At 55.7% G+C, this 23,573-nt stretch carries 21 protein-coding genes; 16 read left to right on the top strand and 5 right to left on the bottom strand.

What is annotated here, in order from left to right; all coding sequences use genetic code 11:
• Positions 1–4: 4 nt before the first annotated feature.
• Both IM282_RS17485 and ptsG read left to right on the top strand, forming a co-directional pair.
• Entirely contained in the window at positions 5–799 is a 795-nt protein-coding gene (locus IM282_RS17485) for a metal-dependent hydrolase (protein WP_023299800.1), read from the top strand.
• 298 nt (positions 800–1,097) lie between these two features.
• A complete protein-coding gene (ptsG, locus tag IM282_RS17480) occupies positions 1,098–2,531 on the top strand; it encodes a PTS glucose transporter subunit IIBC (protein WP_006809245.1) in 1,434 nt (477 codons plus the stop codon).
• Between the two features lie 139 nt (positions 2,532–2,670).
• Here the strand turns inward: ptsG and fhuE are convergent, their stop codons facing one another.
• Positions 2,671–4,860 (bottom strand): ferric-rhodotorulic acid/ferric-coprogen receptor FhuE, encoded by a 2,190-nt coding sequence (gene fhuE, locus IM282_RS17475; protein WP_032622149.1) that lies wholly within the window; start codon positions 4,858–4,860, stop codon positions 2,671–2,673.
• A gap of 353 nt (positions 4,861–5,213) precedes the next feature.
• Here fhuE and hinT point away from each other — a divergent pair, with 353 nt between their 5' ends.
• The 8 genes from hinT to IM282_RS17435 all read left to right on the top strand — a co-directional run bounded on the left by hinT (position 5,214) and on the right by IM282_RS17435 (position 11,298).
• Positions 5,214–5,573, top strand: coding sequence for a purine nucleoside phosphoramidase (hinT, locus tag IM282_RS17470; RefSeq protein ID WP_192970668.1), 360 nt, complete (start codon positions 5,214–5,216; stop codon positions 5,571–5,573).
• 1 nt (position 5,574) lies between these two features.
• Positions 5,575–5,949 carry a YcfL family protein gene (locus tag IM282_RS17465; RefSeq protein WP_022647747.1) on the top strand — a complete coding sequence of 125 codons (375 nt, stop codon included), beginning with the start codon at positions 5,575–5,577 and terminating at the stop codon, positions 5,947–5,949.
• Between the two features lie 13 nt (positions 5,950–5,962).
• The gene (lpoB, locus tag IM282_RS17460; RefSeq protein ID WP_085929697.1) at positions 5,963–6,607 is read left to right on the top strand and encodes a penicillin-binding protein activator LpoB; all 645 of its coding nucleotides are present in this window, start codon (positions 5,963–5,965) and stop codon (positions 6,605–6,607) included.
• Positions 6,588–7,412 carry a thiamine kinase gene (thiK, locus tag IM282_RS17455; RefSeq protein WP_023299803.1) on the top strand — a complete coding sequence of 275 codons (825 nt, stop codon included), beginning with the start codon at positions 6,588–6,590 and terminating at the stop codon, positions 7,410–7,412. Before lpoB ends, thiK begins: the two co-directional genes overlap by 20 nt.
• Positions 7,413–7,423: 11 nt before the next feature.
• A complete protein-coding gene (nagZ, locus tag IM282_RS17450) occupies positions 7,424–8,449 on the top strand; it encodes a beta-N-acetylhexosaminidase (protein ID WP_192970667.1) in 1,026 nt (341 codons plus the stop codon).
• A gap of 31 nt (positions 8,450–8,480) precedes the next feature.
• Positions 8,481–9,023, top strand: a complete 543-nt coding sequence (ycfP, locus tag IM282_RS17445; protein ID WP_032624474.1) for an alpha/beta hydrolase YcfP — start codon at positions 8,481–8,483, stop codon at positions 9,021–9,023.
• A 236-nt stretch (positions 9,024–9,259) separates the two neighbouring features.
• Entirely contained in the window at positions 9,260–10,564 is a 1,305-nt protein-coding gene (locus IM282_RS17440; protein WP_017693633.1) for an NAD(P)/FAD-dependent oxidoreductase, read from the top strand.
• Positions 10,565–10,758: 194 nt separating this feature from the next.
• A complete protein-coding gene (locus IM282_RS17435) occupies positions 10,759–11,298 on the top strand; it encodes a glycine zipper 2TM domain-containing protein (RefSeq protein ID WP_017384715.1) in 540 nt (179 codons plus the stop codon).
• A 58-nt stretch (positions 11,299–11,356) separates the two neighbouring features.
• On the opposite strand, the gene comR is transcribed toward IM282_RS17435, so the two are convergent.
• Complete coding sequence (comR, locus tag IM282_RS17430) at positions 11,357–11,992, bottom strand: TetR family copper-responsive transcriptional repressor ComR (protein WP_022647753.1); 636 nt, start codon at positions 11,990–11,992, stop codon at positions 11,357–11,359.
• A gap of 245 nt (positions 11,993–12,237) precedes the next feature.
• On the opposite strand from comR, the gene bhsA reads away from it, so the two are divergent.
• Positions 12,238–12,495, top strand: coding sequence for a multiple stress resistance protein BhsA (bhsA, locus tag IM282_RS17425; RefSeq protein WP_006809234.1), 258 nt, complete (start codon positions 12,238–12,240; stop codon positions 12,493–12,495).
• Positions 12,496–12,570: 75 nt separating this feature from the next.
• Here the strand turns inward: bhsA and IM282_RS17420 are convergent, their stop codons facing one another.
• The 3 genes from IM282_RS17420 to IM282_RS17410 form a co-directional block, all read right to left on the bottom strand.
• Entirely contained in the window at positions 12,571–13,536 is a 966-nt protein-coding gene (locus IM282_RS17420) for a L,D-transpeptidase family protein (protein ID WP_022650791.1), read from the bottom strand.
• 144 nt (positions 13,537–13,680) lie between these two features.
• Entirely contained in the window at positions 13,681–17,127 is a 3,447-nt protein-coding gene (mfd, locus tag IM282_RS17415; protein ID WP_192970666.1) for a transcription-repair coupling factor, read from the bottom strand.
• Positions 17,128–17,272: 145 nt separating this feature from the next.
• Positions 17,273–18,346 (bottom strand): acyltransferase family protein, encoded by a 1,074-nt coding sequence (locus IM282_RS17410; protein WP_180242954.1) that lies wholly within the window; start codon positions 18,344–18,346, stop codon positions 17,273–17,275.
• 256 nt (positions 18,347–18,602) lie between these two features.
• On the opposite strand from IM282_RS17410, the gene lolC reads away from it, so the two are divergent.
• The 5 genes from lolC to cobB are packed head-to-tail and all read left to right on the top strand — an operon-like array spanning position 18,603 to position 23,542.
• A complete protein-coding gene (gene lolC, locus IM282_RS17405; RefSeq protein ID WP_017384712.1) occupies positions 18,603–19,802 on the top strand; it encodes a lipoprotein-releasing ABC transporter permease subunit LolC in 1,200 nt (399 codons plus the stop codon).
• Positions 19,795–20,496, top strand: coding sequence for a lipoprotein-releasing ABC transporter ATP-binding protein LolD (lolD, locus tag IM282_RS17400; protein ID WP_022647757.1), 702 nt, complete (start codon positions 19,795–19,797; stop codon positions 20,494–20,496). The genes lolC and lolD overlap by 8 nt, the downstream gene beginning before the upstream one ends.
• Positions 20,496–21,740, top strand: coding sequence for a lipoprotein-releasing ABC transporter permease subunit LolE (gene lolE, locus IM282_RS17395; RefSeq protein WP_023299806.1), 1,245 nt, complete (start codon positions 20,496–20,498; stop codon positions 21,738–21,740). The genes lolD and lolE overlap by 1 nt, the downstream gene beginning before the upstream one ends.
• A 54-nt stretch (positions 21,741–21,794) precedes the next feature.
• On the top strand, positions 21,795–22,706 hold the full coding sequence (nagK, locus tag IM282_RS17390) for an N-acetylglucosamine kinase (protein ID WP_023299807.1): 912 nt from the start codon (positions 21,795–21,797) through the stop codon (positions 22,704–22,706).
• Positions 22,707–22,720: 14 nt separating this feature from the next.
• Positions 22,721–23,542 (top strand): Sir2 family NAD+-dependent deacetylase, encoded by an 822-nt coding sequence (gene cobB, locus IM282_RS17385; RefSeq protein WP_022647760.1) that lies wholly within the window; start codon positions 22,721–22,723, stop codon positions 23,540–23,542.
• Positions 23,543–23,573 lie beyond the last annotated feature (31 nt).

The raw sequence follows: 23,573 nt of genomic DNA, 5'->3' as shown, positions 1-23,573 counted from the left end.
CATTATGTTTTTAGTCGACTCACACTGCCATCTCGATGGCCTGGATTATCAATCCCTGCATAAAAATGTGGACGACGTGCTGGCGAAAGCCGCCGCGCGCGATGTGAAATTTTGCCTGGCCGTGGCAACCACGTTGCCGGGTTACCGCTCCATGCGTGAACTGGTAGGCGAGCGCGATAATGTCGTCTTCTCCTGCGGCGTGCATCCGCTGAATCAGGATGAAGCGTACGACGTTGAGGATTTACGCCGTCTTGCCGCAGAAGAGGGCGTAGTGGCGATGGGCGAGACCGGCCTGGACTATTTCTACACTCCGGAAACGAAACCTCGCCAGCAGGAATCCTTCCGTAACCACATCCGCATTGGCCGGGAACTGAATAAGCCGGTTATCGTTCACACCCGAGATGCGCGCGCCGACACGCTGGGTATCCTGCGGGAAGAAAAGGTGACGGATTGCGGTGGCGTACTACACTGTTTCACAGAAGACAGAGAAACGGCGGGTAAGCTGCTTGATTTGGGCTTTTATATCTCGTTCTCGGGGATTGTCACGTTCCGTAATGCTGAGCAACTGCGTGATGCGGCGCGCTATGTTCCGCTGGATCGTATTCTGGTGGAAACCGATTCCCCGTACCTGGCGCCGGTGCCTCATCGTGGCAAAGAGAACCAGCCAGCGATGACCCGGGATGTCGCTGAGTATATGGCCGTTCTGAAAGGTGTCAGTATTGAAGAACTGGCTCGCGTGACAACGGAAAACTTCGCCAGCCTGTTCCATATTGACCCCGCCCGCCTGCAATCTGTCTGATACACCTGTTATTTTTAGGCTCGTAATTAATAAGTAAAGCGAGTAAAGTTCACCGCCTCATTCGGGGCGGTGATGGCGTTTTTAGACACATCCAGACATGCTTTATGTAAATATCTGCAAGTTTTTTGGCCGTCTTGAACTGAAACGTGATAGCCGTCAAACAAACTCAGAGGGAATTATTTTACTCTGTGTAATAAATAAAGGGCGCTTAGATGTCCTGTCCACGGCGCGGTACTCCCCCCGGGCCAATGCGTGAAAACGTAAAAAAAAGCACAAATACTCAGGAGCACTCTCAATTATGTTTAAGAATGCATTTGCTAACCTGCAAAAGGTCGGTAAATCGCTGATGCTGCCAGTATCCGTACTGCCTATCGCAGGTATCCTGCTGGGTGTCGGTTCTGCAAACTTCAGCTGGCTGCCAGCCGTAGTTTCCCACGTGATGGCCGAAGCAGGCGGTTCTGTTTTTGCTAACATGCCGCTGATCTTCGCTATCGGTGTTGCTCTGGGCTTCACCAATAACGACGGTGTTTCCGCTCTGGCGTCCGTTGTTGCTTACGGCATCATGGTGAAAACCATGGCTGTGGTTGCGCCGCTGGTACTGCATTTACCTGCTGAAGAGATTGCCGCTAAGCACCTGGCGGACACCGGTGTTCTCGGTGGTATCATCTCCGGTGCGATTGCAGCGTATATGTTTAACCGCTTCTATCGCATCAAGCTGCCTGAGTATCTGGGCTTCTTCGCGGGTAAACGTTTTGTGCCGATCATTTCTGGTCTGGCCGCGATTTTCACCGGTGTGGTCCTGTCCTTCATCTGGCCACCAATCGGTACGGCAATCCAGACCTTCTCTCAGTGGGCAGCTTACCAGAACCCGGTTGTGGCGTTCGGTATCTACGGCTTCATTGAGCGCTGCCTGGTACCATTTGGTCTGCACCACATCTGGAACGTTCCATTCCAGATGCAGATTGGTGAATACACCAACGCAGCAGGTCAGGTGTTCCACGGCGACATCCCACGCTACATGGCGGGCGACCCAACGGCAGGTAAACTGTCTGGTGGCTTCCTGTTCAAAATGTACGGTCTGCCGGCCGCTGCAATTGCTATCTGGCACTCTGCTAAACCAGAGAACCGTGCAAAAGTGGGCGGTATCATGATCTCCGCAGCGCTGACCTCGTTCCTGACCGGTATCACCGAGCCGATCGAGTTCTCCTTCATGTTCGTTGCGCCGATCCTGTACATCATCCACGCGGTACTGGCAGGTCTGGCATTCCCAATCTGTATCCTGCTGGGTATGCGTGACGGTACATCCTTCTCTCACGGCCTGATCGACTTCATCGTTCTGTCCGGTAACAGCAGCAAGCTGTGGCTGTTCCCAATCGTGGGTGCGGGCTACGCAGTGGTGTACTACACCGTCTTCCGCGTGCTGATCAAAGCACTGGACCTGAAAACGCCGGGTCGTGAAGATGCAACGGAAGACAGCAAAGCCGGTGTGACCAGCGAAATGGCACCTGCTCTGGTTGCTGCTTTCGGCGGTAAAGAGAACATCACTAACCTGGACGCGTGTATCACTCGTCTGCGTGTGAGCGTTGCCGACGTTGCGAAAGTCGACCAGCCGGGTCTGAAAAAACTGGGCGCAGCAGGCGTCGTTGTTGCAGGTTCTGGTGTTCAGGCAATCTTCGGAACGAAATCCGATAACCTGAAAACCGAAATGGATGAGTACATCCGCAACAACTAAGCTGTGATCTGGGGAGACTAAGGCAGCCGATTGGCTGCCTTTTTTATTATTGCGGTTTGTGGTGCCGGGTGGCGGCTGCGCCTAACCCGGCCTACGTGATGGGTAGGCCCGGTAAGCGCAGCGCCACCGGGCTTAATACTCAGAAATCGTAGCTCGCGCTAACCGAAACGTTCAGTGGCGCGCCATACACTACATACGATCCGACGTAGTCGTAATACTCTTTGTCGAACAGGTTGTTGACGTTAGCCTGAACAGCAAAGTCTTTGGTGACCTGATAGCGACTGAACAGGTTCACCAGCCCATAGCTGCCTTGCTCCGCGCGGGAACGTCCTGCCGGACCGCCTTCCACGTCCGTCCACACTTTGTTCTGCCAGTTTACGCCACCGCCCACGGTCAGTTCCGGCAGCATTGGCAGTTGATAACGGGTGAACAGCTTCATGGTTGTGCGCGGCTGATCGGAGCTGACAGCGTTGCCATTCTTATCTTCTGCAATGTAACGCGTCGCGCCAAAGGTCAGCTGCCAGTTATCGGTCAGTGCACCGTTGAGCTCAAACTCGACCCCTTTACTGACCACCCCGTCCAGCGATTCATAAATCGACTCACCGCTCGGCATGTAGGTATACGTGTTGCTGGCCACGTTATCCTGCTCAATGCGGAAAATCGCCAGTGAGGTGGTGAGGCGGGTATTAAACCAGTCTGCCTTCACCCCGGCTTCGTAGCTTTTACCCGTGGTAGGGTCGAGATAACGTCCACTGGCATTGCGCTTATCCTGCGGCTGGAAGATAGAGGTATAGCTGACGTAGGTCGACCAGTCCTCATTGATGTCATACACCAGGCCGGCATACGGCGTGACATCATCTTTGGTGCTTTCCAGACGGGTATTCGGCGAACCAGCGGGGTTATAGCGTATGTTGTATTGGGTGTAACGCGCCCCCAGGATCAGATGCAACGGATCGGCGAGTGAGAAACGCGCAGAGGAATAGGCTGAAGACTGGCGAATATCATCCTTGCTGTAGAGTTTCCACGGCGTCCACTGCGGATCGGCAATGTTCCCGTTCCAGTTCTTAAAGTTGCCGACATCAACCATGCCGTATACTGCATCCGGCATGGTGTTGTCGTAATGGTTACGCTGACGGCTAAAGCTGCCGCCGAACATCATCTCGTGCTGACGGCCAAAGAGATCGAAACCGCCGCGCAGGAAGGCATCGACCGCATCCTGTTTGCGTTCCCCGCGGTTCCAGCCGCCGTAACCCACCAGGCCAGCGCCGGTCTCTTTATCCGGATAACCGGACATATACATCAGCTTAGAGTCAAAGTTGGTTTCAGCATGCATGCCGTTGATGTGCGCTTCCCAGCCATTATCGAAACGCTGGGTCAGGTTAGCGAAGATGCGGGTGCTGTCTTTATCTGAATAGGCCCAGTCAGGCGCGACGGTCTGGCTGCGATTGTAGTTGGTCTTACTTCCGTCGCTGTACCAGGTCGGCAGCCCGCCCCAGGTTGGGTCGGCGGTATGGCTTTCCTGATACTCATACCCTACAGAGAGGGTCGTGCTGTCGGTAACATCTGCATCCATCACGCCGTAGAGGAATTTCTTCCGGTAGTGGTAGTTATCCACGAAGCTGTCGTTGTCCTGATAACCCGTGATCAGACGACCCCGTACCTTACCTGATTCCACCAGCGGCGCCTGGAGATCCAGCACGTAACGCTGCTTGTCCCAGCTGCCGTAGCTGGCGGAGACGTTGCCTTTAAATTCCTGGCTGTCCGCATGCTTGCGCACCATATTAACGTACGCCGCCGGGTTGCCCGTCCCGGACATCAGGCCTGTGGCGCCGCGGACCACTTCAATGCGGTCATAAATTGCGGTATCGGCGGCGGTATCACCAAAGTTCCACACTTCACTGATGGACGTTGGAAGGTCGTCATAGGCGTAGTTGCTGACGAAAAATCCGCGTGAGTAAAATACGGTACGATCGCTGTCCTGCACCTGCGCCGTGATGCCCGTGGTGTTCGTCAGCACCTGGCCGATGGATTGCAGATTCTGGTCAGCCATACGTTGCTGGCTGATAACGCTGACGGACTGTGGGATGTCGCGGGGAACCAGCAACAGTTTGGTGCCGGTGGTGGTGGTTTTTACGCTGTAATCCTGATCCTGGCTGGCAGAAAGATCCTGTGTGTTATCAAAACCCCCATCAACGACGACGGTATCTTCGGCTGTTGAAGCAGCGAAAGCGGTGGTTGGCGTCAATGCCATAGCAATGCAGGCGGCCAGCAACGAAGGTGTTGCGGCAGGCTGACGTTGCCCATCCCTGGTGTGATTAATGAAAGACATCATCAAACCCTTAGTGAATGGTGAAGGTAGTGCGCGACAGTCCCGCTAGCACGGGCTGACGTCGTTTTCTATGTTAAAAATGCGCATGAAAATGCAAATGCGAAATATACGCATTGTGATTAACGCTGTAAACAGATGTTTCGGGATGAACTGAAATCAGGTTTCAGAAAAGAAATGTCCTAAAGCGATGCCTCTTCACCCAGATGGGCGATAATCAGGAAAGAAATAACGGGAGAAGGTTGAAAGGACAGGAGAAACTCGCTCATACTCTTGTGTTGTGTCACACAGTAAAACAGACAATGTGTGTTAACAACGGACGCACGACGCCAGATTAAACATAAAAGGAAAAGGTCATGGCTGAAGAAACGATTTTCAGTAAAATTATCCGCCGGGAAATTCCGTCGGATATTGTCTATCAGGATGAACTGGTCACGGCTTTCCGCGACATTTCTCCCCAGGCGCCGACGCACATCCTTATTATTCCCAATATTCTGATTCCGACCGTCAATGACGTTAAAACCGAGCATGAAGTGGCGCTGGGCCGTATGCTTACGGTGGCCGCGAAAATTGCTGAGCAGGAAGGGATTGCTGAAAATGGATACCGTTTGATCATGAACTGTAATCGCCATGGCGGCCAGGAAGTCTATCATATTCATATGCATCTTCTGGGTGGACGTCCACTGGGACCGATGCTGGCACATAAAGGTCTTTAATATGTTAACTGGGCGTATTGCAGCGCTGATCGTGACGCTGGTTATGGTTGGGTGCAGCGCGCGTCCCGCCATCCCGGTCAGTGAAGAACAGACGCTGGTGATGGAGTCCTCAGTGCTTGCTGCGGGCATCACGGCGGAAAATCCTTCGTTGACCATAAGCGAAATCCAGTCTTCTGCCTCCTCTACGCTCTATAACGAAAGGCAAGAGCCAGTGACGGTGCATTATCGCTTCTACTGGTATGACGTGAGAGGTCTTGAGATGCACCCGCTTGAGGCGCCGCGTAGCGTGACGGTCCCGGCAAGATCGTCGGTCACGCTCTACGGCAGCGCCAGCTATCTGGGTGCACATAAGGTGAGACTTTATCTTTATTTGTAAGGAGTGAACCTTGATTAAAACAATGAGCCGTTATGCGCTCCTGAGTGCGTTCGCACTCTTTCTGGCAGGCTGTGTGACGCGAACGGAAGAACCTGCACCGGTGGATCAGGCGAAGCCGGGAACGGAACAGCCAACAACACCGGCGCAACCTGTTCCAACCGTGCCGTCTGTACCGACTATTCCGGCGCAGCCTGGCCCGATCGAACATCCGGACGATACCGCGCAGCCTGCGCCGCGAGTGCGGCACTATGACTGGAACGGCGCGATGCAGCCGATGGTGGGCAAAATGTTGCAGGCACAGGGCGTTACGCCTGGCAGTGTGCTGCTGGTGGACAGCGTGAACAACCGTACAAACGGTTCCCTGAATGCGGGAGAAGCGACGGAAACCCTGCGCAACGCGCTGGCAAACAACGGTAAATTTACGCTGGTCTCAGCCCAGCAGCTCGCGGTCGCCAAGCAACAGCTTGGTCTGTCGCCTCAGGACAGCCTGGGTTCGCGCAGTAAAGCGATTGGTATCGCCCGCAACGTTGGCGCGCAGTATGTCCTTTATTCTAACGCGACAGGCAACGTGAACACGCCGTCGTTGCAGATGCAGTTAATGCTGGTTCAAACCGGCGAAATTATCTGGTCAGGTAAAGGTGCCGTTACGCAACAATAAGCGCACGCGTCATGATGTCCTGACGCGTTATTTCCCCCAGTACCGTGTTATCGCGCCGCAAGCCCCCGTCGGGCTTGGCGGCGCGAGTTGCATTATTGAGCGTGGCGACCATCGGCTGGTTTTACGTCAGCATCACGATGCCGCCGCGCCTGCCGCCCATTTTCGTCGCCAGTTCCGCGCCCTGAAGCGCCTTCCCGCCGACCTTGCCCCGAAACCTCATCTCTTTATCAGGGACTGGATGGCGGTGGCGTTTATTGCGGGTGAGATCAAAAGCGAGCTTCCCGATACGCCCACGCTGGCAGCCATGCTGTATCATCTGCATCGACAGCCGCGTCTGGGCTGGCGGGTGACGTTACTTCCATTACTGGATAGCTATTGGCAGCAGGCTGCGCCTGGACGACGCACGCCCTTCTGGCTGGCGCAGCTTAAGCGGCTGCGTAAAGCGGGAGAGCCGAAGGCGTTACGTCTGGCGCCGCTGCATATGGATGTCCATGCGGGGAATATCGTTCATACCACGGCGGGCGAGAAACTTATCGACTGGGAATATGCCGGGGACGGTGACGTGGCGCTTGAACTCGCTGCGGTCTGGATGCCTGATGAGGCTTCGCGCGTGCAGCTGATAACCGCCTATGCCCGAAACGCCAACATAAATGTACTCACCCTTGCGCGGCAGGTCGCGCGCTGGCGTCCGTGGGTGCTGATGCTGATGGCGGGATGGTTTGAAATGCGCCTTCAGCAGACAGATGACGAACAATTTATTGCGCTGGCAAATGATGCCTGGCGTCAGTTACAAACGAAAGGATAAGAGAGGTTGGTGTGGGTCCAGTAATGTTGGATGTTGAAGGGTTTGAGCTTGATGCGGAAGAGCGCGAAATTCTGGCGCACCCGCTGGTAGGGGGGCTGATTCTTTTCACCCGCAATTATCACGATCCGGCGCAGTTGCGCGAGCTGGTTCGCCAGATCCGCGCGGCGTCACGCAATCGCCTGGTGGTGGCCGTCGACCAGGAAGGTGGACGCGTGCAGCGTTTCCGCGAAGGGTTTACGCGTTTACCCGCCGCACAATCTTTTGCTGCGCTGCTGGGAACTGAAGAGGGCGGTCAACTGGCGCAGGACGCAGGCTGGCTGATGGCCAGCGAGATGATCGCCATGGATATCGATATCAGCTTCGCCCCGGTGCTGGACGTAGGACACATTAGTGCGGCAATAGGTGAGCGTTCGTATCATGACGATCCACGTATCGCGCTGGCAATGGCGACGCGCTTCATTGACGGTATGCACGATGCGGGCATGAAAACCACCGGCAAGCATTTCCCGGGCCACGGGGCGGTGACGGCGGATTCCCATAAAGAAACCCCGCGCGATCCGCGCCCGGAAGCAGACATTCGCGCTAAAGATATGTCTGTTTTCCGATCGCTGATTACCGATAACAAGCTGGACGCTATTATGCCTGCGCACGTCATCTACAGTGACGTTGATCCGCGTCCGGCCAGCGGCTCTCCGCACTGGCTTAAAACCGTGCTGCGTCAGGAGTTGGGCTTCAATGGCGTTATTTTCTCTGACGATTTATCCATGGAAGGGGCGGCGATCATGGGCAGCTATGCTGAACGTGGACAGGCTTCTCTGGATGCGGGTTGCGATATGATCCTCGTCTGCAATAATCGTAAAGGTGCGGTGAGCGTGCTGGATAACCTGTCGCCGATCAATGCTGAGCGTGTTACACAATTGTATCATAAAGGTTCATTTAGTCGTCAGGAGCTGATGGACTCGGCGCGCTGGAAAGCGGTAAACGCCCGGCTCGAAGCCCTGAACGAGCGCTGGCAGGCACATAAAGCAGCCCTTTAATTCATCCCGGAAGGCGTAGCGTGGTGAGACGATGATCATCTATTTACACGGTTTTGACTCAAACAGTCCTGGTAATCATGAGAAAGTGCTGCAATTGCAGTTTATCGATCCGGATGTTCGGCTGATTAGCTACAGCACGCGTCATCCGAAGCATGACATGCAGCATCTGCTGAAAGAAGTGGATAAAATGTTGCAGCTTAATATCGACGATCGCCCGCTGATTTGCGGCGTAGGGTTGGGGGGATACTGGGCAGAGCGCATCGGTTTTTTGTGCGATATGCGCCAGGTCATTTTCAATCCTAACCTGTTCCCGAACGAGAACATGGAAGGCAAGATTGACCGTCCGGAAGAGTACGCCGATATCGCAACCAAATGCGTAAGCAATTTCCGTGAAAAGAACCGCGATCGCTGTCTGGTTATCCTTTCTCGCAACGATGAAGCGCTGAACAGCTCCCGCGCCGCCGAACTTCTGCATCATTACTACGAAATTGTCTGGGACGAAGAGCAGACCCACAAGTTCAAAAACATCTCGCCGCATTTGCAGCGTATTAAGGCCTTCAAAACGCTGGGCTGATCTCCCTGAACATGACAAAGGCCCGGTACGTGAAAGCGTGCCGGGCCTCTTTTTTGTCAGAGTTGTCTACTTTTAAACCATCAAAACTTGATACATATCAATTTTGGTATGACCAATGCGCCTGACGTGCTATTCTCAATGAATCTGAATGGTTTCAGCGCAGTAACCTGTTGTTAATTAAGGGTTATTTATATAACTTTTAATTAACAATTGGTTAATAATTTGAGGGGGTCACGTTGACTACGCCATTGAAAAAGATAGTGATTGTCGGCGGGGGTGCTGGCGGGCTGGAGCTGGCGACGCAGCTGGGTAAGAAACTGGGTCGCGGTAAGAAAGCCAAAATCACGCTGGTGGATCGTAACCACAGCCATCTGTGGAAGCCGTTACTGCACGAAGTGGCGACCGGGTCGCTGGATGAGGGCGTGGATGCGCTCAGCTATCTGGCACATGCGCGTAACCACCACTTCCAGTTCCAGCTGGGTTCGGTGGTGGACATCAACCGTGAAAACAAAACCATCACGCTGGCTGAGCTGCGTGATGATAAAGGCGAGCTGCTGGTTCCTGAGCGCAAGCTGGCCTATGACACGCTGGTGATGGCCCTGGGCAGTACGTCCAATGATTTCAACACCCCAGGCGTAAAAGAGCACTGCATCTTCCTGGATAACCCGCATCAGGCGCGTCGTTTCCATCAGGAGATGCTTAACCTGTTCCTGAAGTACACCAACAACATGGGTGCTAACGGCAAGGTTAACATTGCTATCGTGGGCGGTGGCGCAACGGGCGTTGAATTATCGGCGGAGTTGCACAATGCGGTCAAACAGCTGCACAGCTATGGCTACAAAGGGCTGACTAATGAAGCGCTGAATGTGACGCTGGTGGAAGCAGGTGAACGTATTCTGCCTGCGCTGCCGCCGCGTATTTCCGGCGCGGCGCACAACGAGCTGACTAAACTGGGCGTGCGCGTGCTGACCCAGACCATGGTGACCAGCGCGGATGAGGGCGGACTGCATACCAAAGACGGCGAATACATCCAGGCCGACCTGATGGTCTGGGCTGCGGGGATCAAAGCGCCTGATTTCATGAAAGATATCGGTGGGCTGGAGACAAACCGCATTAACCAGCTGGTGACAGAGCCGACGCTGCAAACCACGCGCGATCCGGACATCTTCGCTATCGGCGACTGTGCCTCCTGCGCGCGTCCGGAAGGCGGGTTTGTGCCTCCTCGCGCCCAGGCCGCGCACCAGATGGCAAGCCTCGTGCTGCATAACATCCTGGCGCAGATGAAAGGCAAACCGATGAAAGCCTATGTCTACAAAGACCACGGCTCTCTGGTGTCGCTCTCAAACTTTTCAACCGTGGGCAGCCTGATGGGCAACCTGATGCGCGGCTCCATGATGGTGGAAGGGCGCATCGCCCGCTTCGTGTACATTTCTCTGTACCGTATGCACCAGATTGCGCTGCACGGCTACTTCAAAACCGGCCTGATGATGCTGGTCGGCCGCATCAACCGCGTTATCCGCCCACGCCTGAAGCTGCACTAATTTCTCCCTCCCTCCGGGCTCTCCGGAGGGAGTTCTTAGCACATCATGCTGTGCATTTCGCTCCTGACGCTTAAGAGTTCTCTTAAACAAACGCTATCCCAGCTCATCCCCCGGTTTTTTGATCCTTTATCTTATTGGCGAAGCGTTTATTGCGCTGCAAAATTGCTACCAATTGCAACAAAGGAGGAAGTCCCGTGAATAAATCAATGTTGGCGGGTATAGGGATTGGCGTCGCAGCTGCGTTAGGTGTGGCTGCCGTTGCCAGTCTGAACGTACTTGATCGTGGCCCGCAGTATGCGCAGGTGGTTTCCGCTACACCGATTAAAGAGACGGTCAAGACGCCTCGTCAGGAGTGCCGTAATGTTTCTGTCACCCATCGTCGTCCGGTTCAGGATGAAAACCGTATCGCTGGCTCCGTGCTGGGCGCGGTTGCTGGTGGGGTGATTGGTCATCAGTTTGGTGGTGGCCGTGGTAAGGATGTCGCGACGGTAGTTGGTGCGCTGGGTGGCGGTTATGCCGGTAACCAGGTGCAGGGCGCGATGCAGGAAAATGATACCTACACCACAACGCAGCAGCGCTGTAAAACCGTGTATGACAAGTCTGAAAAAATGTTGGGCTACGACGTAACCTACAAAATTGGCGATCAGCAGGGCAAAATCCGCATGGATAAAGATCCTGGTACGCAGATCCCTCTCGACAGCAATGGTCAGCTGATACTGAATAACAAAGTGTAAAAAAGATGTTCTCTGAACTTAGCTCCTCATGCGCTCAGGCTGAGGAGCTTTTTTTGCGTCAGAGTTTAAGAAGTTCAGGCCACAGGCGCAGCGTTGTTTGCGTAATCCCCTGCAGTTTTTCCAGCGTCGCGCCTTCACGGGCACTGATGGACATCCCCTGTAGAATACAGCTCAGATACTGGGCCAGCTCCTGCGGACGGCAATGCGCCGGAATTTCACCGCGCTGCTGGCGTTGAGCCAGAAACGTGCTGAGCGTCTCCTCCTGCATCGCATGGCGCGATTTGACCGTGTTGGCAATCTCTTTCGACGATGCCGCGAGGGTCGCGGAGGTGTTGATCATAAAACAGCCCGCGGGCGTGTCTTTACTGGTAAAGCAGGTTGCGACTGCGCAGAAATAATCCTGCAATGCCTGCTCAACCGTTTTTTCTTCACAGAATAGCTGGGCTTCGTGTTTTGCCGCGAAGCGCGAGATGTATCTGTCCAGAACGGCCCGGAATAAGCCTTCTTTGTTGGTGAACTCTGCGTACAGGGTAGGGGCTTTCGCGCCCGTTGCTTCCACCAGGTCGGAGAGCGACGTGGCTTCATACCCATGCTGCCAGAAGAGCGTCATGGCCTTATCGAGCGCCGCATCCCTGTCGAACACTTTTGGTCGGCCACGGCTTTTCTTTGCGCAACGCGTGACATCGGTTGTCATGTGCCGTTGGTCCTCTGTTGTTTTGTTGAATAGTCATTATAAAAATAAACGTCTGCGACGACCAGCGGTGATTTCTTAAAAATAATTTAATTTTATCTTTATGAAATATAAGGAAAATGAAATTAATTTAACGACCATTATAAAAATGGGTTGACGTGTGACCTGGATCACATCTATCATTTACCTATCGATCGTTAACTAAATAACTAACGACCACTACATCATCTGCCCAAAGGTATAAAATCATGAAAAACGTTAAAACCCTCATCGCTGCCGCCGTTCTGAGTTCACTCTCTTTCGCAAGCTTCGCTGCTGTTGAAGTGCAATCCACTCCAGCAGACCAGCAGAAAGTCGGTACCATCTCTGCCACTGCCGGGACTAACCTCGGCTCTCTGGAAGATCAGCTGGCACAAAAAGCTGACGAAATGGGTGCGAAATCATTCCGCATCACCTCTGTCACCGGTCCTAACACCCTGCACGGTACCGCAGTTATCTACAAATAAGCGTAACGCAACCCTCCGTTATGCCACTGTAAAAAAAACGCCCTGCTAATGCAGGGCGTTTGTCGTTATTACCGTTTACATTGACTGCTGAGCAACCTCATGATGCCGCGTGACATCGGTTGGCATCCCGGAGCGCGCTTCCATCGCCCGCTCCATCACTGCGCCATCGGTGTTTGCATTCGTTTTAAAGCTCACCATCGAGGCATTCAGATTAATCGGCAGCGTCTGCGGATCGTCATTAATGTTTTTCGATAGCGGCTGGTGGATCTCAACCAGACGGACGCCACCCGGCTCTTCAGACACTTTAATCGGCGTATTGATGATATTCACTTTCGTGCCAGGGGCGATCACGCGGTAGAGCGTTTTGATGTCGTCATCGCGCAGGCGAATGCAGCCGGAGCTGACGCGCATCCCGATCCCAAAATCCGCATTCGTTCCGTGCAGAAGATAAACCCCACCGTAGGCCGCCAGGCGAATGGCATGGTGCCCCATCGGATTATCCGGGCCCGCGGGAACCACGGCAGGGAGATCGATACCCTGTGCCTTATAGCGGGCGCGGATGTTTGCCGTCGGAGTCCAGGTTGGATTAGCGCGCTTGTCGGAGACGGTGGTCACCATGGTCGGCGTGAGCGTATCGCCTCCCAGCTGGCCGATGCCGATAGGGTAGACGGTTACTTCATTTTTCCCCGGCGGGTAATAGTAAAGACGCAGCTCGGCGAGGTTTATCACAATCCCCTGACGCGGCGCGTCCGGCAGGATGGTTTGCAGCGGAATCGTCAGTACGCTGCCCGCCCGGGGCACATAGGGATCTACGCCCGGGTTGGCCTGCAGCAGCGCCAGGAACCCGACGTTATATTTTTTAGCAATCGCTTCCAGCGAACCGCCATCGTTTTCAACCACGTGAAAGCGGTTTTCACCTACGACGTTGCTGCCGGCGGGCGGAAGAGGCCAGGTATTGGCGCGAGCAGGGAGCGCGACGGCAACCGTCGCGGCCAGCGCAACCAGAGTTAACCAGCGGGTAAAACGCGAAGAAATCATCATTATCATAATCCATACAAATGATAAGGTTATTGTTTTATAAGGCGTTAATGATAATTATGGCGAATGTATGGTCGGGAAGATCGGGCGAAGTGCAAAGAGTTTGTAAATTGTCCCCCACCAGCCGGGCGCTGGCGGGGGAAACCGTTATGCGATGGCGTTCTCTTCCAACTGACGCATAAAGTTACGCACCCAGTCCATGCGGATTTTACGTTCCGTCAGATCCTGAGTAAATTTCAGACGCGTCGGGCCATCAAGACGGAAATGCTGCGGCTGTTTTTGCAGAAGGCCAATCAGCCACATCGGATCGACGTGGTTCTTCTCGGCAAACTCAATTACGCCGCCTTTCTCGTTGCCTTCAAGCTTACGAATGCCCAGCTTCTGCGCCTGCTGACGCAGGCGGGCAATATCCAGCAGGTTGCGCGCCGCATCGGGCAATATCCCAAAACGGTCAATCAGTTCGACTTTAATCTCTTCCAGCTCGCCTTCGCTTTTCGCGCTGGCAATACGTTTGTAGAACGACAGACGGGTATTCACGTCAGGAATAAAATCATCCGGCAACAGGGAAGGCATGCGCAGTTCCACTTCGGTCTGCTGGCTGGTGAGATCTTCCAGAGACGGTTCACGTCCGGCTTTAAGCGCGTCGACGGCATTTTCCAGCAGCTCCATATACAGAGAAAAACCGATGGTTTCCATGGAGCCGCTCTGGTCTTCACCCAACAACTCACCGGCGCCGCGGATCTCCAGGTCGTGCGTCGCCAGCGCAAAGCCAGCACCCAGATCTTCCAGCGAGGCGATAGCTTCCAGACGCTTTTGCGCGTCGGTGGTCATCGCCTTCGGATGCGGCGTCAGGAGCCACGCGTAGGCCTGATGGTGCGAACGCCCGACGCGCCCGCGCAGCTGATGCAGCTGGGCCAGGCCGAAGTGATCCGCGCGTTCGATGATGATGGTGTTCGCCGTCGGAATGTCGATCCCGGTCTCAATGATGGTGGTACATACCAGCACGTTGAAACGCTGATGGTGGAAGTCGTTCATCACCCGCTCCAGCTCGCGCTCGCGCATCTGGCCGTGACCAATGGCGATGCGCGCTTCCGGCACCAGCTCTGCCAGCCTGTCGGCGGCTTTCTGAATGTTTTCAACGTCGTTATACAGGTAATATACCTGGCCGCCGCGCAGCACTTCACGCAGGATCGCCTCGCGAACCACCAGATTGTCGTACTCGCGAACAAAGGTTTTCACCGCCAGACGGCGCGCCGGCGGGGTGGCAATAATCGACAGATCGCGCATGCCGCTCATCGCCATATTCAGGGTGCGCGGGATCGGCGTGGCGGTCAGGGTCAGAATGTCGACGTCGGCGCGCATCGCTTTGATGCGCTCTTTGTGGCGCACCCCAAAGCGGTGCTCTTCATCGACGATCAGCAGCCCCAGATCTTTCCACTTCACGTCGCTTTGCAGCAGCTTGTGGGTGCCGATCAGAATGTCAATTTTGCCTTCGCTTGCCTGTTCCAGGATTTGCGTCTGCTCTTTGGCGCTGCGGAAACGCGACAGCATCTCAATGCGTACCGGCCAGTTGGCGAAGCGGTCGCGGAAGTTGTCGAAGTGCTGCTGGGCGAGGAGGGTAGTCGGCACCAGCACCGCCACCTGCTTGTTGTTTTCCACCGCCAGGAAAGCGGCACGCATTGCTACCTCGGTTTTACCGAAGCCCACGTCGCCGCAGACTAAGCGATCCATCGCCAGCGGCTGGCACATGTCGCTCAGCACGGCATTTATGGCCTGAGCCTGATCCGGCGTAGTTTCAAACGGGAAGCTGTCGCAGAACAGCTGGTACTGCTCTTTATCATGCTTAAACGCATAACCCTCTTTGGCCGCACGCTGGGCGTAAATGTCCAGCAGCTCGGCGGCCACGTCGCGCACTTTTTCCGCCGCCTTCTGCCGCGCGCGTGACCAGGCGTCGCCGCCCAGCTTATGCAGCGGCGCGTTATCTTCCGCGCCACCGGCGTAGCGGCTGATAAGGTGCAGGGACGACACTGGCACGTACAGTTTGGCGTCGTTCGCGTAGGTCAGCATCAGGTATTCACCTTTGATGCCGCCTGCTTCGAGGGTGGTCATTCCCTGATAGCGACCCACACCGTGTTCCAGGTGAACGATCGGCTGACCGGGGTGCAGTTCGGCCAGGTTGCGGATCAGGGTGTCCGGGTTGATGGTGCGACGGCTGTCCTGACGACGGCGCGCCACGCGCTCGCCCAGCAGGTCGCTTTCACAAATCAAGGCCAGGTTATTGAGCGTATCAATAAATCCGTGTTCGGCGGAGCCGATCATCAGGTAACGACCATTTCCGGTCGCTTCGCTCAGGCGATGAATGCGCTTCGGCGCAACTTTGATCCGTCCCAGTAGTTCGCCCAGCGCTTCACGACGACCCTCACTCTCAACGGAGAACACCACCGGCCCGGTGAAGGACTCAAGAAACTTGCGCAGGTTATCGAGCGGGGATTTCTGCTGCGCCTGGACGGCCAGATCGGGCAGCGTCCGGAACGCGAGATTGGTGTTCGCCGCCTTATCGGCAAGCGAATCGGTTTTGAGCTGCATACGCGGCCAGCGTTTTAGCTCGGCGTTGAGCTCGTCGGTACGCAGCCACAGCATTTCCGGCGGCAGCAGCGGACGCATCGGGTCAACGCCCCGGTTTTCAAAGCGGGCGCGCGTTTCGCTTTCAAAGCGGCTGGCGCTGGCGTCGATATCCCCGGTGTTAACAATCAGCGTATTGGCCGGGAAGTAGCTGAACAGCGCCGGCAGCGGTTCGTTAAAGAACAGGGGCTGCCAGTACTCGATCCCGGCCGGAAGGGTGCCTTTGCTGACCTGCTGGTAGATATGTTCGGCATCACGTTTCACGTCGAACCTGTCGCGCCACTGGCTGCGGAACAGTTCGATGGCGGTTTTATCCGTCGGGAACTCATGGGCGGGCAGCAGATTAATGGAGTCCACTTCCTCCAGCGTGCGCTGGGTGTCGGCATCGAACACGCGCAGGCTGTCGATCTCATCATCGAAGAAATCCAGACGATACGGCTGGTCGCTGCCCATCGGATAGAGATCCAGCAGCGCACCGCGCGTCGCGTATTCGCCGTGCTCCATCACCTGATCGACATGACGGTAACCGGCTCCGTCAAGCTGCACGCGCAGGGCATCGCGCGACAGGCGCTGGCCTTTTTTCATCACCAGCGCATGGCCGTGCAAATAGCTGTGCGGACAGACGCGCTGCATCAGGGTATTCACCGGCACAATCAGCACGCCGCGCTGCATGGTGGGGAGCTGATACAGCGTCGACAGGCGTGAGGAGATGATCTCCTGGTGCGGAGAGAAACTGTCGTAGGGAAGCGTTTCCCAGTCGGCCAGGCTGAATACCAGACTGTCGGTGAACTGACGAATTTCATCGTGCAGGCGCAGGGCGTTTTGCATGTCCGGGGCAACCAGCACCACCGGCCCCGGATGGCGCTCGGCAATTTCCGCCACCAGCGTGGCGCAGGCCGCGCCTGTCAGTTCGCCCAGCTGGCGTTGGTCACCTGCTTTTACAGGCAAGGAAAAACGATAGTGTTCAGGCATGGCTATGTCAGGGTCTCTTGGGGATATACCAACAGTATTGGGGCATATCACTGATACGCAATGTCTTTATTATCCTCGATCGTTATGCATAAGCAAATCGTAACTGCACAAGAGGAAAAGTGCCCCCGGATGGGGGCAGGGTAGGTTAGCGGCTGGCGAGCTGTGGCGAAAGCCGTGCGGGAGGGGAGAAGAAAAGGTCGCCAAAGAGGGCGGTCGAGAGCTTACGTGCGCCCAGTCCAACCAGCGTGCAGACGAGCAGGCTGACGAACGGATAGACCAGAATCAGCGTTAACTCCGCCCAGATCGGCCAGTACGCCGCATTCATTTCGCGAATCAGGAGCAGGCTAAACGCCTCAATTAAAATGCGGTGGGTGGTATAAATCGCGATGGTGTTTGAACCGATGACGTTCAGCAGATTATTGGGATGAACGGCATAACGCTGCTCGAAGCTGTAAAAGAGCTTCATGATGACCACGATCGACAGCAGTGAGAGCGGCAGAGGAACATTAGCGAACCACAGCACTACCGACACCGCGCCAGAGGCGATAAGTACCAGCCAGCTGCGGCGTAAATTCATCCCTTTCATCCACGTCATCAACTGCGCGCCGTACCATGCGCCGAGGCTGTAGTAGATCATGTTGCGCACCACGCTGTTCATTCCCCACCACGGTAAAGGCAGGAAGTTAATGGCGATGCTTGCCAGCGCCAGAAGCCCCAGCATCGGCAGTTTCCAGCGGCTCAGCAGTTTACAGAGCGTGAAGTAGACCACTAAGGCGTACAAGTACCACAGGCTGGTGCTGGCCGTGAGCATTCCCAGTACAAACCCTGAAACGGAATCGGCGTAGGCCGCATTGGATGCTGTCGCCAGTTCACGCTCGGGGGCGAGCCAGGCATTCAGATGGGTCAGCGCCTGCCATTGCAGGACGCCCCACAGGGCCAGCACCCAGACAATGCTCCAGATCCGCTTGTCGAGACTGGTGCGCCAGTTCACCTCGTCAATATATCGACGAATCAAATAGCCGGAGATGAAGAAAAACACCGGCATACGGAACGGGGCGAGGTAAAGATTAAAGTAGACCCAGCATTTGGCGAGCAGGCCCGATAACGGATGCTGTAGCCCGTCCAGGTGAGGATAAAAGGTGATCACCGAGTGGTAAATCACCACCAGGCAGATGCACAGCCCTTTTATCTGGTTAATCCATAATGCTTTTTGTTTCATTGTGCGTGACGACCTTGTTGCCATAAACGAAAGGTCGATTGTTGTAAAATGAAACCCCGATGTAACGGGTAACAGTCTGTATCAGGACGATTTTCGGAAAAGGTGGAGGCTGTATGGCGGAAGTTCAATCAGTAGCATGATGATTTATCTGAATTTTTCGGAAAAATGATTACCGAATCTTACGGTTTCAGTCATTTACGCTTAGCGGATTCGCTTATATACTCGTGGGTCTGCTATCAGCAAACAGACGGATTTCATGTATCAACCTGTCGCACTCTTCATAGGCTTACGTTACATGCGTGGGCGCGCCGCGGACCGCTTCGGTCGCTTTGTCTCCTGGCTTTCGACTATTGGCATTACGCTTGGCGTGATGGCTCTGGTGACGGTGCTTTCCGTCATGAACGGCTTCGAGCGCGAGCTGCAAAACAATATCCTGGGGCTGATGCCGCAGGCCGTTCTCTCTTCCACTCAGGGCTCCGTTAACCCGCAACAGCTGCCGGAAAGCGCGGTGAAGTTACAGGGTGTCACGCGCGTTGCGCCCCTCACGACGGGCGATGTGGTGCTGCAAAGCGCCCGCAGCGTGGCGGTCGGGGTGATGCTGGGTATCGATCCGGCGCAAAAAGATCCGCTGACGCCGTTCCTGGTCAATGTGAAACAAACCGACCTGGAAGCGGGTAAATACAACGTCATCCTCGGCGAGCAGCTTGCCGGGCAGCTCGGGGTCAACCGTGGCGATCAACTGCGCGTGATGGTGCCCTCAGCCAGTCAGTTTACGCCGATGGGGCGTCTGCCAAGCCAGCGCCTGTTCAACGTGATTGGCACGTTTGCGGCGAACAGCGAAGTCGATGGTTACCAGATGCTGGTTAACATTCAGGACGCCTCGCGTCTGATGCGCTACCCGGCGGGAAATATCACCGGCTGGCGTCTGTGGCTTGATGCGCCGCTGAAGGTGGATACCCTTAGCCAGCAGACGCTACCGGAAGGAACGAAATGGCAGGACTGGCGCGACCGCAAAGGCGAACTGTTCCAGGCCGTGCGCATGGAGAAAAACATGATGGGGCTGCTGCTGAGCCTGATCGTGGCCGTTGCCGCGTTTAATATCATCACCTCGCTCGGGCTGATGGTGATGGAGAAGCAAGGCGAAGTCGCCATTCTGCAAACCCAGGGGCTGACGCCGCGCCAGATCATGGCGGTATTTATGGTTCAGGGCGCCAGCGCTGGCATCATCGGCGCGCTGCTCGGCGCGGCGCTGGGTGCGCTGCTCGCCAGCCAGCTCAACAATCTCATGCCGATTATCGGCGCGCTGCTTGATGGTGCGGCGCTGCCGGTGGCTATCGAGCCGCTCCAGGTGGTCGGTATTGCGCTGGCCGCGATGGCTATTGCGCTGCTCTCTACGCTTTATCCTTCCTGGCGGGCTGCCGCCACTCAACCCGCTGAGGCTTTACGTTATGAATAAGATCCTGTTGCAGTGCGACAACCTGTCCAAACGCTATCAGGAAGGCACTGTGCAGACCGACGTGTTGCACAATGTGAGTTTTAGCGTGGGCGAAGGCGAGATGATGGCGATTGTCGGCAGCTCCGGCTCCGGCAAAAGTACGCTGCTGCACCTGCTGGGCGGGCTGGACACGCCAACCGAAGGCGATGTGATCTTCTCCGGTCAGCCGCTGAGTAAAATGTCGTCTACGGCGAAAGCCGAGCTGCGTAACCGTGAGCTGGGTTTTATCTATCAGTTCCACCATCTGCTTCCGGACTTTACGGCGCTGGAAAACGTCGCAATGCCGCTGCTGATTGGTAAAAAGAAACCCGCGGAAATTAATGCCCGCGCCAGCGACATGCTAAACGCGGTAGGGCTGGGTCATCGCGGGAATCATCGTCCGTCTGAGCTTTCCGGCGGCGAGCGTCAGCGTGTGGCCATCGCCCGTGCGCTGGTCAACAACCCGCGCCTGGTGCTGGCGGATGAACCGACAGGCAACCTCGATGCGCGTAACGCAGACAGCATTTTCCAGCTTCTCGGCGAACTGAACGCCGCGCAGGGAACCGCGTTTCTGGTGGTCACGCACGATTTGCAGCTGGCTAAGCGGATGGGCCGTCAGCTGGAAATGCGCGACGGTCGTCTGAATGCAGAACTGACGCTGATGGGAGCGGAGTAATGGCTTCACCGTTATCGTTACTCATTGGGTTACGCTTTAGCCGCGGTCGTCGCCGGAGCGGGATGGTTTCCCTTATCTCCGTGATCTCCACCATCGGTATCGCCCTGGGCGTGGCGGTTCTAATCGTGGGCTTAAGCGCCATGAATGGCTTTGAGCGCGAACTGAATAACCGCATTCTGGCCGTTGTACCCCACGGTGAAATCGAGCCGGTTAACCAGCCGTGGTCCAGCTGGCGTGATGCCCTGAACAAAGTGGAAAAGGTACCCGGCATTGCGGCGGCTGCACCTTACATCAACTTTACCGGGCTGGTAGAGAGCGGGGTAAACCTCCGCGCCATTCAGGTGAAAGGGGTGAATCCACGTCAGGAGGAGCGTCTGAGCGCGCTGCCTCGCTATGTGCAAAATGGCGCATGGGCAAACTTTAAGGCTGGCGAACAGCAGGTCATCATGGGCAAAGGCGTTGCCGATGCACTGAAGGTGAAGCAGGGCGACTGGGTCTCGATCATGATCCCGAACGCCAGCGCTGATCACAAATTGCAGCAGCCTAAGCGCGTGCGTCTGCACGTCACCGGTATTTTGCAGCTGAGCGGCCAGCTCGATCACAGCTTCGCGATGGTGCCGCTGGAGGATGCGCGCCAGTATCTGGATATGAGCGACAGCGTGACGGGCATTGCCATTAAAGTTAACGACGTTTTCAACGCCAATACACTCGTGCGTGACGCTGGCAGCGTGACCAATAACTATGTCTACATCAAAAGCTGGATCGGCACTTACGGGTATATGTACCGTGATATCCAGATGATCCGCGCGATTATGTATCTGGCGATGGTGCTGGTGATTGGCGTGGCGTGCTTTAATATCGTCTCGACGCTGGTCATGGCCGTTAAGGACAAGAGCGGCGACATTGCCGTGCTGCGTACCTTAGGGGCGAAAGACGGTCTTATTCGCGCCATCTTCGTCTGGTACGGTTTGCTGGCGGGGCTGTTTGGTAGCCTCTGCGGCGTGGTCATCGGCGTGGTGGTGTCTCTTCAGCTGACGCCGATTATCAATGGGATTGAGGCGCTTATCGGCCATCAATTCCTGTCAGGCGATATCTATTTTATTGACTTCCTGCCGTCTGAACTGCACTGGCTGGACGTCATTTATGTGCTGGTTACAGCACTTTTACTGAGTCTGCTGGCAAGCTGGTATCCGGCGCGTCGCGCAAGCCGAATTGATCCGGCGAGGGTATTAAGTGGCCAGTAATTTCGTCATGGTTTAGCGGTCTTTTGGCCGCTGAATCAAACAGAGGAATGCATTATGTATTACGGATTTGATATTGGCGGCACCAAGATTGCGCTCGGCGTGTTCGATAAAGACCTTAAGCTACAATGGGAAACCCGCGTGCCTACGCCGCGCGATAGCTACGATGAATTTTTAACCGCCATTGCCGCGCTGGTGGCGCAGGCGGATGAACGCTTTGGCGTCAAAGGCAGCGTCGGCATTGGTATACCGGGTATGCCCGAAACCGACGACGGCACGCTGTATGCCGCCAACGTTCCTGCTGCCAGCGGCAAACCCCTGCGTGCCGATCTTTCTGCTCTCCTTGAGCGCGACGTGCGCTTAGACAACGATGCCAACTGTTTTGCTCTCTCAGAGGCCTGGGACGACGAGTTTCGTCGCTATCCGTTGGTGATGGGGCTGATCCTCGGAACGGGCGTCGGTGGCGGGATTGTCATTAACGGTAAGCCCATTACCGGGCGCAGCTACATTACCGGAGAATTTGGTCATATCCGTCTGCCGGTGGATGCGCTGGACGTCGTTGGTCGTGATTTCCCGCTTACCCGCTGCGGCTGTGGTCAGCACGGCTGCATTGAGAGTTACCTTTCAGGGCGCGGGTTTGCATGGCTTTATGAACACTTCTATCATCAGAAACTTGAGGCCCCTCAAATCATTACGCTGTGGGAGCAGGGAGACGCGCAGGCGCGTGAGCACGTTGAGCGCTATCTTGATTTGCTGGCGGTGTGTCTGGGGAATATCCTGACCATCGTCGACCCGGATCTGCTGGTGATCGGGGGAGGGCTGTCAAATTTCACTGCGATTACGGAACAGCTGTCCGGGCGTTTGCCCCGACATTTATTGCCGGTCGCCCGCGTGCCGCGCATTGAGCGTGCGCGACACGGGGACGCAGGAGGCATGCGCGGAGCCGCATTCCTTCATCTCACCGATTAGTTTACGAGGTTACTATGCTGTCGCGTCGCCAGGGTCGACTCAGCCGTTTTCGCAAAAATAAACGCCGCTTACGTGAACGCCTGCGTCAGCGGATCTTTTTCAGAGACAGGATGATGCCAGAAGCGATGGATAAACCCAGAGTGGTGGTGTTGACCGGGGCGGGGATCTCCGCCGAATCCGGTATTCAGACCTTCCGCGCGGCGGACGGGCTGTGGGAAGAACACCGAGTAGAAGATGTGGCGACGCCGGAAGGTTTCGCCCGCGATCCGGCGCTGGTTCAGGCGTTTTACAACGCCCGTCGTCGCCAGCTTCAGCAGCCGGAGATTGCGCCAAACGCGGCGCACCTGGCGCTGGCAAAGCTTGAGGAGGCGCTGGGGGATCGTTTTCTGCTGGTGACGCAAAACATCGACAATCTTCATGAAAGAGCCGGAAACCACAACATCATTCACATGCACGGCGAACTGCTCAAGGTGCGGTGCGCATGGAGTGGGCAGGTGCTGGAGTGGAAAGAGGACGTGCTGGACGAAGACCGCTGCCACTGCTGTCAGTTCCCTTCGCGTCTGCGTCCCCATGTGGTCTGGTTTGGCGAAATGCCGCTGGGAATGGATGAGATCTACAGCGCCCTGGCCATGGCGGACGTCTTTATCGCCATTGGTACCTCAGGACATGTCTATCCTGCGGCGGGGTTTGTTCACGAAGCGCGACTGCAAGGTGCCCATACGGTGGAGCTTAATCTGGAGCCAAGCCAGGTCGGGAGTGAGTTTGAAGAGAAGCATTACGGTCTGGCCAGCGAGGTGGTACCAGCCTTTGTGGATAAACTCCTGAAGGGGCTGTAAGGGTAACGGGCGACCTTGCGTCGCCCGTTGT

Origin of the sequence: Enterobacter cloacae complex sp. P29RS (genome assembly GCF_014893445.1) — a bacterium.
Classification (GTDB): Bacteria; Pseudomonadota; Gammaproteobacteria; order Enterobacterales; family Enterobacteriaceae; genus Enterobacter; species Enterobacter intestinihominis.
Note: the sequence above shows the minus strand (reverse complement) of the source record. Positions and strands in the feature narration are given on the sequence as shown.